Consider the following 13,917-nt stretch of genomic DNA (forward strand, 5'->3'; position numbering starts at 1 on the left):
GTCGATGGGGACAACTCCCCATCCCCGCACACCAGTCAGCGGCGGTCGGTCGGCGCCTGGTCGGCGGTGACGGGGACCGCCGGCTCCTCGGCCAGCTGCTCCCACGCGAAGGTCGAGATCATGGCGTCGCTGAGCAGCTCGATGCCGTCGAGCACCTCGGCGGGGATCACCTCGCCGCCCGGGATCACGATGGTCGACGTGAACACGAGCGCCTTGCGACGCAGCGTTCCCGGCACGGGGATGATGTACGTCACGGTGCGTCCGCCGACGCCGTCGATCGCAGGCGCACCCGCGGGGCGCGTTGCCTCGGCGGACCAGCGGACGATGTGCCGGAGGTGCTCGTCGAGAAAGACGGCGCCGCGGAGGCGGAAGGCCTCCGTCACCCAGCCGTCGAGATTCTCGCCGACGGGGGCGTCGAGCGCGGAGGCCGTTATCGAGAGGGGCAGGAGCTCCTCCATCGGCACGTCTTCCTGCCGATAGATCGCGAACACCTTGGTGCGGCGCATACCCTGATTGGCCTGCGCCATCATCGTGCGGAACTCCGCGTCGAGATCGGGGCGCCCGGCCTGCATGAAGATCGCACTGGCCTTGCGCACGTCCTCCTGCTGGCCCGCGTTCGTGGGCAGATGCGTGGCCCACCCCGGAGGCAGCACCAGGCGGAAGGCGGGGATGCCGTAACGGAACTCCACACCGAGATCGTTCATCTCGCTCACCGCTGCTGCGCTCTCTTCTTCGCGCGTGACTCGACGAGGGCATTGCCGGGGAGCGCGATCGCGCTGAGACGCGCCGTCCCCAGCCCGGAGCGCTTGGCTCCCTTCGCCACCGATCGAGCGATCGGTCGAGAATCGTGCGAGGCTGCGGTGGCGAGCTCACGCCAATTCGTCAGCATCTCGTCGAAGATCTCACCACGCGCAGCGCGGTTCAGTCGCGTGAGACGATGCCGAGCCTTCCGTTGTTCATGCTCGACGACAGACCATTCCGTGGCGGGATCCAGCTTGATCTCCGCCAGTCGGTCGACCAGCGCATCGAGCACCCCGTCGACCGCTTCTCGCAACGCCGGCAGGCGAAGCAGCACGCGTTGCTCTTCCGCATCCCACACCGCCGTCACCGCCTGCGCGCAGACGTAGCATGTGCGCTTCGGGAGGTTGCGGGTGGAGGCGTATCCGCAGGTGCAGCGATCCGCGACCGCTGCGAGCGCCTGATCCAGCGTCGCCTGGCCGCCCGATGCATCGCCACTGTCGTGCACCGCTTCCAGGGCATCGAGCAGAGACGCCGCTCCAGGCGCATCGACCTCGCGCAGCAGCGAGTCATATGCGCTCAGCCTCAACGCGTCGCGGGTGCGCACCCACCGCACCATGTCCTCGACAGACACGATCCCTCGGACCGAGGCCGCGTAACTCGCAAGAGCCGAGCGCTGAATGGATGCCACATGCTCGGCGAACGCGTCGGCATCGCCCCCGCGCGCCGCGTCGCTTCGCTCGATCAGACCACGAATATGCTCGGAGCCCGCTCGAGCCGCCTTCTCGTGGCGATCGGCCAACGCCGGATACTGCTCGAAGAGCTGCGCTTCGACGCCGAGGAGGTCGTACCTGCTCACTGTTCGACCGCCGCCGTCCGCGGAAGTCGGATCCCCGGGATCAGGCGCATGAGCTGCTCCTCGAACAGGACGAAGGCGGGAAGGGTCGTCCCCAGCGTATCGACAAGGATGCTCCACGTGCCGTCGTTCAGCCGCACGGTCCATTGCGTGATGAACAGCGGCTGTTCCCCTTCGAGTTGCGTGGAGCGCCGGAGGAGGAAGCCGCTGCCATGCGTCTCGGTCTGCAGTGGCACCACATCGAATCCAGCGGAGAACCGGTCGCCGTCGAAGACTTCCTCATTCGCTGCGCTCCCCGGCCCCGATGCTCGCGACACGGTGATCGTAACGAGGAGATCGCTGTACATCCGCTCCGGAGCGAACCACAATCGGGTGACACCTTCTTCGGCTTGCGAAAGCAGGGCGCCAGCGGTCGCGCGCAGCAGCGCAGCGCGCTGCGGATCGGACGTCGCGGCATCGGGCAACCTCGCGAGGGCGGCGTCGGTCCAGGCAGCCGCCGCATCGGGACCGATCTGGCTCCCGTCCACTCCGGGAAGCGGGATGAACCACGCGGCGTCGAAGTCGAGGTCCCAGACGAATCCCGCGTCTCCCGCCATCAGAGCAGCCCGTTGACGAGCCCCGCGGGCGACAACCCACCAGAGGGCTTGCCGTTCCCGGTGAGCCCCACCACCCGGTCCGACCACTTGAACGTGTTCCACGCGGCTTCGAACATCGAGTTGGTCGGTGCCTTGGCAACGTTTGCGAGCCCTTCGGGCAGCGCCGCCCGCAGCACCTCCTGGAACCGCGGGCCGGTCGACGACACCGCGTCGTTGAAGGCGACGTGGAACGATCGGTTGGCACCGAAGAAGAACCGCTCGCCGAGCCCGCCGAAGATGTTGTTCCCGAACTGACGGACTCCGGAGACACCGGACGCGTAGGAGCCGAAGTTCTGCGAGACGATGCCCCGCCACGGAGATGCGGTTCCGGCGAGACCGCGCAATCGAGTCATCTGCTGGACCGGATTGCGGAACTGACCGATGAACTCCTCTACGAACTTCGCCTTGCCGGAGAAGATCTTGCCGAGTTTGCCCACAGGCAGGATGCCCACGATCGCCCAGCCGAGGTCACCCCAGCCCTTGCGGCCGTCGAACATCAGGGCGACCGTGAGCGCCAGCGCGATGACCCCGACCACCAGAGCCGCGATCGCGAAGAACGGACCACCGATGATGAGTCCGAGCACGGCGATCGCGAGGCCGATCCAGCTCACCCACTCCGCGACCACGGCGAGGACACCGGCGATGTTCTCCCACGTGGAGTCCTCGCCGATCTTGTTCGCGTCGGTCAGTCCCGAAACGGCCGTCTCGTAGGCGGTGTGCCAGCTGTCGTACTCGCCGTCGAACGCGTCGAGGTTGTCGTTGTGGGTGGTCTCCGCGGTGTTGAGGGTCGACGCCGCACCGGAGGCGGCGTTCGCGAGATTCGTGCCGGCAGTCGTGTTCGCTGCCGCGTCCTCTTCGGCCGGTGGGTTCAGCCGCGTCGAGGTGTTGTGCGCCTGGAGCGCGTCGGCGGCATCGGCCGCGTTCGACTGCGCGGTCTGCAGCTCGATGAGGCTCGTCTGGCAGTCCGCCACGATCGTGCGCATGCGGCTCTGGGCGGTCTCGAGCGCCGTCGCGTAGCTGCTCAGCGTGGTCCCGGCCGGCTTGTACCGACGCCCTGCCTCATCCAGATCCTTGTGGACGTCGTCGACGACGTCCTTGATCTTGTCCATCGCGTAGCCCTCGCCATCGATGGAGCCGTCTTTGATGCCCTTGAGCGTCGCAGCGGCACTGACCATGCTGTCGCCGAGCTCGACGATCTTCGTTCCCCGGTCGGCGATCGCCACGGCATCGCCGGCAACGACTTCGACGTCACGTCCCTTGTTCGTCTGCATCTGCCTCGCCCCCTACACCGCGGCTGGCTGACGCCCGGCACCCGGCGCGTTCCCCGACCCCGACTGCTCCATCGACGTCGCCATCTCGTTGTCGAGGCTGGTGACCTCGTCGACCGTGCCCTTGACGCGATCGGCGACCTCTTTGAGCTTGGTCAGCAGCTTGTCGCGGCTGTCGTTCCAGCTTCCCTCGAAGTCGTGGCAGCGGTCCTTCAGGCGACCGTCCCCGTACGGCCTGCCGACGGCGTTCTCGACGTCGTCCTGCTTCGCGGCCGCAGACTCCAGCTCGGACACGATCGCCGCGAGCTTCTCGCTGGTCGTCTGCAGATCACTGATCGGTACGAGCATGCGTTCGCCTGCCATGGCCCCCTCCTTCTTCCCGGACGCTACGACGTTACGGGGAAGCTCCGCCCGACGCGATGGGGAGTACTCCCCATCGGGCTGCGCCTCACACTCTCCTGCTGCTCTTCGTGCGCTTCTCGGAATCCTTGACGAAGGCCTTGATGCTCTCCGCGTCTGCACGCACCCCGAGTTCGGTGAGCGCCGCCGCACCGAGACCGCGCTTGTGCACCTTCTGCACCGTGGAGCGCAGACTCGTCGTGGACGCACGGGAAAGCGGCTCGATGAAGCTTGTCCACCGTCGCAGATCGGCACCGGCGAGCTCCGCCCGGTGTCTGCGTCCCAGACGGGCAAGGCGTCGTCCACCGGCCTTCCTCCGGCCGAAGGCCTCGGAGTCGAGATACTCGCCGCGGCTCTCGAACACCTTCGTCTGCTGCTGGGCGACGTCGTCGATCACCTGGGCGACGTCCTCCGCATACGCGGGCATCGCCCGAAGCAGCCGCCGTTCTTCCGCCACCCAGCGCCGCAGGAGCACGTCGCAGCACTCCGGACACAGCCTCTGCGGCAGGAGGCCATCGACCGCATAGCCGCATGCGCAGTCGATACCGGCGCGCTGCTGCACCCGATGCGGACGACCGCCGAGCTTCGCGCGCAGGAGTGAGGCTCCCACCGCGCTGCGCCCGAGCTCGTCGGCGAGGAATCCGTCGCCACTCCGGCGCTGCATCTCGGCGACCAGCAGCTCCCAACGCTCCTGGTCTGCCGGTCGGAGCAACGGGCGAGCGGAGGACGCATACTCGTCCAGCGCCGCGGTGATCTCCGCTTCCTGCGCCGCGTGTCTCAACGCGCTCGCGGATGTGACTCCCGGCCAAGACGGGAATGCGACGTGAGTCGCGAGCACCCGCATCCGCGCATCACCCGAGACTCCCGCCGCCTCGTGCAGCGCGGCCAGGGGCACGTTCGCCTCCAACACATCGCGTTCGAACTCCTCGACAGCGTCAGACGCGCTCATGCCCCCAGAGTAAACGCCCGCGAACGACGAAGAGGGCCGACCGTCGTGGTCGACCCTCTTCGTGAAACCGTGCCGTGTGTCAGCTGCCGGCGAGCTGCTGGTCCAGGTCCTGGATCGCCCGCATCATGCCCAACAGCGACTCGGACATGTCGTTGATGCCATCGACCGCGGTCTTCAGACCCGTCGTCAACTCCGTGTACCCCTCACCGAACTTCCCCGACGCATGCTGCGTCTTGAAGTCCTCACCCAGAAGAGTGTCCACCTGACCCTTCAACGTGTCCAACTGACCCTGAATGTCATCACGAGCCTGCGACAGCGACGACGCCACCTGCTCCATCTCCGCATAAGACGCACCGAAATCGGCCATCGTCCACACCTCCGCCAATCGAGAGAACCGGACCCCTCCGGCCCGAACAACACCCACCCTACGGCGCACCCACGAACACCGTCGATGGGGACAACTCCCCATCCCCGCACAGGGCTCGATGCGTGTCGGGGCGGGGTCAGACGTTCAGCACCCAGTCGTCCCCCGGGCGCACCACGGCGGAGACGAGCTCTTCGAGACGCTCGGGGTCGGACCGCGGGACGAAATCGCTGAGCGAAGCAGTGGTGAGAACAGCCTCGGCGAACGGCTCGACGAACGCCATCCCGTAGGGCACGACAGGACCGAGCATCGCGCACACGGTCGTACCCTCACCGAAGAAGATCCAGCGGCGCGTCGCGAAGTCGAGACCGTTCTCCCGCTGCGCGAGGGTGGAGGAGAACCCGGTGCCGAGCGCGTCGGTTTCGGTGAGTCTCGGCGTGACGGGCAGGATCGCGGTGCTCGACCAGAGGAAGTCCGCCTGCTCCTGACGCGAGAGTTCGTGCGTGATCACAGAGATCATCAGCGGTGCGACGACCCCGCCATCGACGCCCACGACGAGCAGGAGCCTTCGGTCATAGTCGGCCTGCGCCGCCACCGCGAGCAGGGCGGTCTCGATCTGCGCCGCGACCGTGGAGTGCGCACCGGCATCGCGAGCGAAGTCCTCCGCCGTCTGACGCGCCCACGTCACCTGCTCTTGCGGTGAGAGTCGTTCGCCAGGAATCGGGATGATGCGATCAGGCGCGTACGAGAGGGCGAGGTCCATCAGCGCACCGTCCATGTGAAGGTGCTGACGTGGGTGTCGAACAGTGCCGTCCAGAGCGTGAGGTTCGGGTGATCGGCGGGAAGGTCGGCCTCATGCGTCACGGTGGCCGTCCATTGCACCGCCTCGGTGAGCCTCGTTCCCGGAATCGGGATCAGGTAGTTGATCAGCAGCGACGCGACGTCTTCCCCGTCGAGGGACACCTCACGGCGCTCGGTCCACCGCACGATGCGCTGACCCTCACCGATGGCGATGCCGGCGTGGTGGCGGATCGCGCTTTCGACGAGCTGCTCCAGCGTCGCTTCGGGCGTCGAGGAACGCTTGAGCCCGACCAGGGTCGCCGCACCGATCGCCCAGGACGGCGCCGCCTCTCCCGCGAAGGCATACGCGAAGCCCTGGCGTGCCCGCAGTCCCTCGAGGGCCTCGTGCACCTTTCCTGCGAGGACGGGCCCGAAAGTCGTGTTCTGCGCACCCCGCAGGCGCGCGTCCGCCCGACGGATCAGGTCGCGTTCGGTCGCCTCGCTGAGGTCGAACGCCTCCCATCCCGGAGGGAGGAGCATCCGGTAGGGCGGGATGATCGTTCCGGAGTTTCCCGTCAGTTCCGCGCGCAGGCTGCTCATCGTCTCAGTCTTCCATGGGGCGACTCGCGTCGCTGTCGGTCACGAGAACGGATTCTGATCCGGGTCGAATGTGCCCGACCACGCACCGCCCGCGCTGTCTTTGATACCGCCGGCGATCGCGAAATGCGAAGCGAAGACGTTGCCCACCATGTCGAGCGTCTGCACCCCCGTCATCTGCGCGGCGAACGACGCGGCGCCGTTGCCCGTGAACAGTCGAGCGGAGAACTCGCCGAAACCCGTCGTGAATCCGCCGCGGATCTGGCTGAGCGTGCTCAGAGGAGCCCGCCCGGCGACGGCGTTGAAGAACCGCATGCCGTCGGCACCGAAATCCGCGCCGCGGATCATCGCCATCGGACCACGCGCGAACTTGATCGCGGGACCGATCAGCGGGATGACCCCGATGACACCGAAAACGACATCGATGACCGACCCCTTGCCCCTCGCCAACCGCGCGACGGCCACGATCAGCGTGGCGACCGCGACGATGGCGGCGAGGGCGGCGATGATCGGGCCGCCCACGATGATCGCGAGCACGGCGAGAACGATGCCGGCGACGGCGAGGAAGTCGGACATGAACTGCAGGAAGCCGTCCACGTTGTCCCAGAAGCCGTCTTCGATCTTGTCGGAGGTGTCTTCACGGATGTTGCTGGCCGCGTTGGTGAACGCGGTGTGCCAGCTGTTCCACTCGCGATCGTAGTCACCGGCACGCGCATCCCAGTCGCCGCGCGCGCTGCTCGCCGCCCCCGATGCGGCCTCGGCTGCGTCGTCACGCGCGTCCTCCGCCGCCTGCCGCGCCTGATCGTCGTCGGCATCCGCGCCCGTCGGATAGTCGGGGCTCTGCGCAGCCGCCGACGATGCGGCATCCTTCTTCTGCTGATACGTCGCCCACAGTGTCTCGAGATCGTCGAGGATCGGATCGATCGCGGCCTTCGAGGTCTCGAGGTCTGACGCATACTGCACGATGTGCGGCGCGACGGCGTCGTACAGGTCGGCTGCGCGGCCGAGCTCGGCGTGCATCTTTCCGGAGATCTCAGCGAGCTTGTCGACGGATTCGCCCTGCATGTCGGCGCCGTTGTCGACGAGGCGCTGCAGCAGCGTCGCGGAGTTGCTCATCGCGTTCGCGAGATCCTGCAGCGAGTTCCCCCGATCGCGGATCGCCTCCACATCACCGGTCAGAGCGCCGATCGGGTGACCCGCCGGCGAGGTCATGGGCATGTACTCGTACACGGTCAGCCTCCGCTGTTCTCGGACTTGGATGCGGCGTCACGGTCGAAATCCTGGAATCCCTTGATCACCGCAGCCACGTACTCTTCGACCGTCTTGCAATCATCCATGAGCTGCTTACGGCGGTCGTCCCAGCGCCCCTCGAAGTCGGATGCCGCATCGCGCAGCGCACGCTCGCCGTAGGGTGAGCCCACGGCGCTCTCGAGATCGTTGCTGCGCGAACCGGCGTGCTCGAACTCCTCGATGATGTTCTTCAATTCGGTCTGCAACGGCTCGAGATCTCCGTACTTCAGCTTGACGCCGTCACCCACGTCCGTCCCCCTCATGAAACGTTCAGATCGAAGGGACCGGCTGCGGAGCCGGCCCCCTGAAAGTGTCCGTCGCGGCGATCTGATCGCCCCGACTATGCAAACTCTACGAAGAGAATCACCCTTCGGTCGATGGGGACAACTCCCCATCCCAGGGTGACCCGTCGCTGTTAGCCCGTCGTGATCTTGGTGATCAGGGCGGCAGCCACGAGACCTACGAGAAGCGGGACGAGACAGCCGACAGCCGCCGCCCGCCCGCCCTTGGGAGCGGCGAACAAAGCCTCCCGCCGCGTGCGACGAGCAGGATCCGCCTCCGCGACACCCGCCGTCTGCTCCGCGCGTCCGCGGACTTCCAGCAGTGACACCAGCGCGGCGAGATCCTCGATCCACTCCCAGTACGCGGGCTCAGCCATCGGGAGGTGCCGTCGGGCGATGACGTAGACCCGGTCGCCGACGACTTCGACGTCGCACCGCTCGGCGACCGCCGTCAGTGCCGCCTGCACGTCCGGAGAGAGCAGATGACGTACCGGCTCCTCCGTCGCCCGCGTCGTGAAGACCTCGAAGCGCGCGGCGAAGTCGCCCTCGATCTGCACGCGCTCCTGCGGCGCGGTCGGCTCCCATCCGGATGCCGCGACTGCGGGTGACTTGGTCACGAGGACCATCGGCGGCAGCGAGCCGGTCAGCGCGAACTCGACGTAGTTCGCGACCCGCGGCATGCGCGCGCGGGCGACCCAGGTGTCGAACGAGTAGTTCGCGGCCTCGAACGGGCGCGGGGACGGGCCGGAGACGATGTCGCTGGCGACTCGCGAGGTGCCGATTCCGAACAACGCTGCCGGCCGCTCAGGGTCGAGTTCGCCGGTGCGATAGGTGAGTCCGTTCGCCGCTGTGAACTGCTCGAGGCGGTACTCCTCGATCTCCCGCTCGCGCGGACCCCGGAGGTGGGATCGGATGCGGCCGACCGCGAGCGGCAGCACCATCAGCACAGCCAGAACGACGGTCGTCAGATCGGCGCCGTCGGCACCGAACATGAACTGCACGGCCACGACGGCCAGGGCCGCGAGTGCACCGGCGCCGACGACCAGCACGACCGATTGGAAGACGACCCAGCCGGAACCGAGCACCACGCCGAACCGGCGCCCCTCCCTCGTCACACGCTCACGGCTCTCCTGCCGCGCACGCACCGGATCCACGCGCGCGCGCAGCGCGGCGTCGTCGAAGGTGACCGTCATCGTTCGCCCCTCCTTCGGAACCGATGCGTGTGCGCGCTCGCGCTCAGCGGACTGGCGTCCATGTGTCTCCTTCGATGAGTGGCAGCTGTACCGTGACCTGGCGTCCCGCTTGTACGAAGATGCCTCGACCGTCCGGGAAATCCGTGCGCTTGACCTTGGGGAACGGGACCTTGAAGATCGCGTCGCCGTCGAACGCATCCGGCTTGAGAACAATGCCCTTGCGCCCGGCTTTGAAGTCGCCGATGAATCCGAAGCCGCTCGTCACCTGGGTGACGTCGGCGTCGCCCACCAGCAGGTGATCGCTCCGGTTGATCGCCTGGAAGAGCGCCTTCATCTCGCGTTCGGCGGGGCCGTCCGCGAACTGGGGCACGTCCTCGACGATGACGAGCATGCGCACCGGAATGGTCTCGTCGACGGCGATCTCGGCGATCTCCTTCGCGAGCTCTTTCGCGTCCTCCGGGGTGACCGCGCTCCGCGTCCAGTCGACGTAGCCCTTGAGCTGGGCTCGGCGACCGCCGAAGTGGAACAGCTTGACCTCGGGGTCGAACCGCCGTATCGACGTGATGATCCCCTTGAGCGCGGTGGTCTTGCCCGACGATGGCGGACCGGCGACCACGAAGGTGCCGACAGGGTCGAAGTCGCGTGCGGCCAGCGTGTCCTCCGCGACGCCGAGCACCGGGAACTCGCCCAGACGATCCGGGAGATCGCGCACGGACAGGCGGGTCGGCAGGGCGCCGATCTCCGGCACCTCCCTCGCCCCGGCCGCGCGCAGAGCCGTCGCGTGCTGTTCCAACAGCTTGGTCTGCTCAGCCACGTTCGGGGTGCCGCCCAGCGTCGCGATCTGCGTCTCCCGCCCGTCGACGATCGCGCGACCGGGAGCCGAACGCTCGTCGAGCACGTCCTTGGGCGCGTTGAGCATCGCGTACCCGGATTCGTCGGAGAGCCGCAGGACCACGCGCCGCGACACGTTGGCGCTGACCGCGGTGGGCACGGAGCCCGAACGGTCGGCGCTCGCGATCACGTGCACGCCCAGCGGGCGCCCCTCTCCGAGAATGCGCATGAACGTCTGGTAGAACGGCATCCGCGCGGTGGTCGACTCCCACTCGCTGCGGAACTGCGGGAACCCGTCGATCAGGATCAGGATGCGAGCCTCATCCTTTCCGGTGATCTCCCGGTACTCGGTCAGGCTGGAAGCGTTGGCGGCGCTGAAGCGCTTGCCGCGGTCGTCGAGCACGGCGGCCAGCGAACGCAGCACGCGCTGCACGCGCTCGGAGTCGTCGCCGGAGATGATCGAGCCGACGTGGGGCAGCATCTCGAGGCTCTTCAGCGCACCCGATCCGAAGTCGAGGCCGTACACCTCGACGTTCGAATGCGCGGGCTCGAAACCCGCCGCGATCGCGATCGTGCGCAGGACCGTCGATTTGCCCGATCCGCTGGTCCCGTAGACCAGGAGCGACCCGTCCTTGTCGGGATGGAAGTACGCGGGCTCCTGCAGCTGCCGCTCCGGGACATCCATCTTGCCGAGCAGCACCTGCCCGTCGCCGAGCACCGGGAGGTCGCGCAGATCGACGGCGCCCTCGAGGTCGTCGAGCCACGGACGCCGGGGCGCCGGGATGCGGGCCTCGCGTGCCGCGTTCACGAGTGTCGCCACGATGCGCTTCTGGTCGTTGGGTCCGAGATCCTCATCGTGGGAGTCGGATTCCGGAGCCTGCTCGGCCTCCCAGGTCTGGATCGAGCCGAAGCGGAGCTCGGCGACCTTGACCTCGGCGACCTGCGCCTCATCGGTCGTCCACCCGCCCGCGTAGGCGGACTGGAACGGCACGAGGCGACCCGGACCGGTCTTCGCGATGCCGCGTCCGGGCAGCGAGGGCGGGAACGTCGCCGCCACCGGATCGTCCACGACGTCTTTCGAGTCGGATTCATCGGCCATCCGCAACGCGACGCGCAGGTTCGTGTTCGCGCGCAGATTGTCCTTGATGACGCCCGCGGGGCGCTGGGTGGCCATGATCAGGTGGATGCCGAGGGAACGACCGCGCTGGGCGATGTCGACGACGCCGTCGACGAACTCCGGCACTTCTCCGGCGAGCGCGGCGAACTCGTCGATCACCAGCACCAGGGCCGGTGGCGTCTCGGGATCGCGACGCTTCTCGAGCTCGAGGAGGTCCTTCGCCTTCTTGCGGTTGAAGAGGTGCTCGCGATGGTGCAGCTCGGCGCGCAGGCTGGTGAGGGCGCGACGCACCAGGTGCGGGCTCAGGTCGGTGACCAGCCCCACGGTGTGCGGCAGGTCGACGCAATCCGCGAACGCGGAACCGCCCTTGTAGTCGACGAAGAGGAATGTGACGCGATCGGGGCTGTGGGCCGCGGCCATGCCGAGCACCCACGCCTGCAGGAACTCGCTCTTGCCGGCACCGGTCGTCCCGCCGACGAGCGCGTGCGGCCCCTGGGAGCGCAGGTCGAGGGTCATCGCGTCGGTCTGCGACTGCCCGATGATGGCGCGCAGGTTTCCGGCCTTCTTGAGTCGGGACTGCGGAGCACCGGAGCGATCGATGATGGTGTTGTTCTGACGCCACCGGTCGATCACGGCGCTCGCATCCTCGGCGACCTCGTTGCCCACCAGCGAGAGGAAGCTGACGGAGTTCGGGATGTCGGAGGAATCCTCGATCACCGTGCTGGAGTCGACGACCGGGGCGAGGCGCTTCGCGAACATGGTCATGTAGGCGTGCGAGACGCCCTCGACCTGCACCCCGCGGTAGTCCACGCCGCTGCGGACGGTACCGACCACGGCATCGGCGAGGCCGGCGCTCACATCGACGAACGTGCGGCACGCGGCGGGCAGCGCCTCGACGACCGGAGCGACGAAGAGCGCGTACACGCCGACGTCGGCGCCGCGTTCCAGGATCTGGGTCAGTCGAGCCCGGTCGACGGGAGCGTCGTTCGTGATGATCACCAGGATGGCCGTCTGGCCGGGGAACGTCGCGTCCTCTGCTGCCCGCTTGACGTCGGTCCCGTAGCGCATCGGATCCCAGTCGGCGCCGTACGGCGGCCGCGCGGACTTCGATTCCCGCGAGCGACGCAGCACGATCTCCTCCAGGCCGCTGAGCAGCGCCGTGCCCGTCGAGGCGGAATCGGCGAGGGGCATCTCCTTGAACGGGTTGCGCTCGCTCGAGGTGTGCGGCAGCCACTTGAGCCAGTCGAGCTCGTTCGCCCAGCCCGGCTCGGTGAGGGCGACGGTCACCAGCTCATTGGGGGAATGCGTACCGAACAGCTGCACCGCGATCCCGCGCAGCGCATCGCTCGCGAGCGACGTCGGCCCCGCGACGCCGATGGATCCCACGCTCTGGAGCGATTCCAGGATGGGGACGTCGTCGATCATCCGGTACCGCTCCTCGAGGCGGTCGACGCGCTCGACGTACTCGACGAGCGCCTCCGGGGTCTCGGTGCGCTTGATGCGCGTGCGCGCCTCGCTCTCGCAGACGCCGAGGCGCAGGGCGAGGAAGTTCCAGTGCTCCGGTCGACGCGTCCACAGCAGGGGTCCGAGGCGCATCGCCTCATCGAACACGACGGCGACGGCGGGAACCTCGTTCTGCCGCACCTCCCGCTCCTTCGGGTGCGAGTGGTAGAGCGTCTCTTCGAGCCGCTCGAACTGCTCCTCGAACGACTCCGCCTCCTTGCGCAGACGCTGACCGACGTTGGTCTTCTGGGAGATGAAGTTGCCGAACATCATCATCGGGGAGGCGGCGGCGATGAGCAGAGAGGCCGGACGCTGCGTGATGCTGAACATCGTCACGGCCAACAGGATCGGCGCGACGAGCATGGGCCAGGGGAAGAGCCGAGACGGCTGGTCGCGTGGGTAGCGCGGTTCATCCAGCTCCTGCCCCGTGAACCGTTCCTCCACGCGGGGGCTGCGATTGAACATCAGAGCACCCCCGCGCTCGAGCACCGGGTCGCCGCTGGCCGATCCGTCGAAGTCGCTCACCATGTGCACGACGAACTCGCAGTCGCCGAGCGCGAAGCTCTGTCCGGGAATCACGCGGAGCCGCTGCACGAGTCCGCCGTCGACGAGGATCCCGTTCGCCGAGTTCAGATCGACCAGCTCGACGAAGGTCGCGGCGACCTCGATACGAGCGTGCCGCTTCGAGACCAGCGGATCTGCGATCGTGACGTCGTTCGCGCTATCACGGCCGATCAGGAAGTGACCGATCGGCAGCGGGAACTCCTGGCCCGCGGCGGGACCGGCGACGACCGTGAGCACGGCGGCCGGGCGCGTGCCGGCTCCTCCCACCGATACCCGGTTCGGGCCGACGTTGACCACCTCGGCGAGGAAGCCGGAGCCGATCGGAGCGTCACCGACGAGCAGGTCGGGGTTGAGCATGGTGAGCTGCTCGCTGGTCGGCGGCGCCACCGAGAGAGTGAGCACGTCGGCCGGAGCCGCGGCGATACTGCGTGCGGGGTCGGTCGTGGCGATCTGACGCGCGACGTCGGCGATCGTCGCCGTCGAGTCGGCCATCACGACCACATCGGTCAGGGGTGCTGCGGGTCGACGCAGGGTCAGCTTGACTCTCATCGC

General features: G+C 67.8%; 13 protein-coding genes. All 13 read right to left on the reverse strand.

Going from position 1 to position 13,917, the window contains the following annotated elements; all coding sequences use genetic code 11:
* Positions 1–35: 35 nt before the first annotated feature.
* Positions 36–713: a hypothetical protein gene (locus tag MicroSTF_RS17455; protein WP_322957399.1), complete on the reverse strand. Its 678-nt coding sequence runs from the start codon at positions 711–713 to the stop codon at positions 36–38.
* Positions 710–1,597 (reverse strand): hypothetical protein, encoded by an 888-nt coding sequence (locus MicroSTF_RS17460; protein ID WP_029259842.1) that lies wholly within the window; start codon positions 1,595–1,597, stop codon positions 710–712. Before MicroSTF_RS17460 ends, MicroSTF_RS17455 begins: the two co-directional genes overlap by 4 nt.
* Complete coding sequence (locus MicroSTF_RS17465; protein WP_322957401.1) at positions 1,594–2,190, reverse strand: hypothetical protein; 597 nt, start codon at positions 2,188–2,190, stop codon at positions 1,594–1,596. The genes MicroSTF_RS17460 and MicroSTF_RS17465 overlap by 4 nt, the downstream gene beginning before the upstream one ends.
* On the reverse strand, positions 2,190–3,500 hold the full coding sequence (locus MicroSTF_RS17470) for a hypothetical protein (protein ID WP_322957404.1): 1,311 nt from the start codon (positions 3,498–3,500) through the stop codon (positions 2,190–2,192). Before MicroSTF_RS17470 ends, MicroSTF_RS17465 begins: the two co-directional genes overlap by 1 nt.
* A gap of 12 nt (positions 3,501–3,512) precedes the next feature.
* Positions 3,513–3,860 carry a hypothetical protein gene (locus MicroSTF_RS17475; RefSeq protein ID WP_021200029.1) on the reverse strand — a complete coding sequence of 116 codons (348 nt, stop codon included), beginning with the start codon at positions 3,858–3,860 and terminating at the stop codon, positions 3,513–3,515.
* A gap of 85 nt (positions 3,861–3,945) precedes the next feature.
* The gene (locus tag MicroSTF_RS17480; protein ID WP_029265882.1) at positions 3,946–4,845 is read right to left on the reverse strand and encodes a hypothetical protein; all 900 of its coding nucleotides are present in this window, start codon (positions 4,843–4,845) and stop codon (positions 3,946–3,948) included.
* Between the two features lie 79 nt (positions 4,846–4,924).
* Positions 4,925–5,212 (reverse strand): WXG100 family type VII secretion target, encoded by a 288-nt coding sequence (locus MicroSTF_RS17485; RefSeq protein ID WP_028501988.1) that lies wholly within the window; start codon positions 5,210–5,212, stop codon positions 4,925–4,927.
* 136 nt (positions 5,213–5,348) lie between these two features.
* Positions 5,349–5,972 carry a hypothetical protein gene (locus tag MicroSTF_RS17490; RefSeq protein ID WP_322957406.1) on the reverse strand — a complete coding sequence of 208 codons (624 nt, stop codon included), beginning with the start codon at positions 5,970–5,972 and terminating at the stop codon, positions 5,349–5,351.
* Entirely contained in the window at positions 5,972–6,589 is a 618-nt protein-coding gene (locus tag MicroSTF_RS17495) for a hypothetical protein (protein ID WP_021198491.1), read from the reverse strand. Before MicroSTF_RS17495 ends, MicroSTF_RS17490 begins: the two co-directional genes overlap by 1 nt.
* A gap of 39 nt (positions 6,590–6,628) precedes the next feature.
* Complete coding sequence (locus MicroSTF_RS17500) at positions 6,629–7,798, reverse strand: hypothetical protein (RefSeq protein WP_029259845.1); 1,170 nt, start codon at positions 7,796–7,798, stop codon at positions 6,629–6,631.
* A gap of 20 nt (positions 7,799–7,818) precedes the next feature.
* Entirely contained in the window at positions 7,819–8,124 is a 306-nt protein-coding gene (locus MicroSTF_RS17505; RefSeq protein WP_021198489.1) for a hypothetical protein, read from the reverse strand.
* A gap of 167 nt (positions 8,125–8,291) precedes the next feature.
* A complete protein-coding gene (locus tag MicroSTF_RS17510) occupies positions 8,292–9,350 on the reverse strand; it encodes a hypothetical protein (RefSeq protein WP_315074008.1) in 1,059 nt (352 codons plus the stop codon).
* 43 nt (positions 9,351–9,393) lie between these two features.
* Complete coding sequence (locus MicroSTF_RS17515) at positions 9,394–13,914, reverse strand: FtsK/SpoIIIE domain-containing protein (protein WP_322957419.1); 4,521 nt, start codon at positions 13,912–13,914, stop codon at positions 9,394–9,396.
* Positions 13,915–13,917: the final 3 nt, after the last annotated feature.

This window comes from Microbacterium sp. STF-2 (assembly GCF_034650155.1).
Classification (GTDB): domain Bacteria; phylum Actinomycetota; class Actinomycetes; order Actinomycetales; family Microbacteriaceae; genus Microbacterium; species Microbacterium maritypicum_A.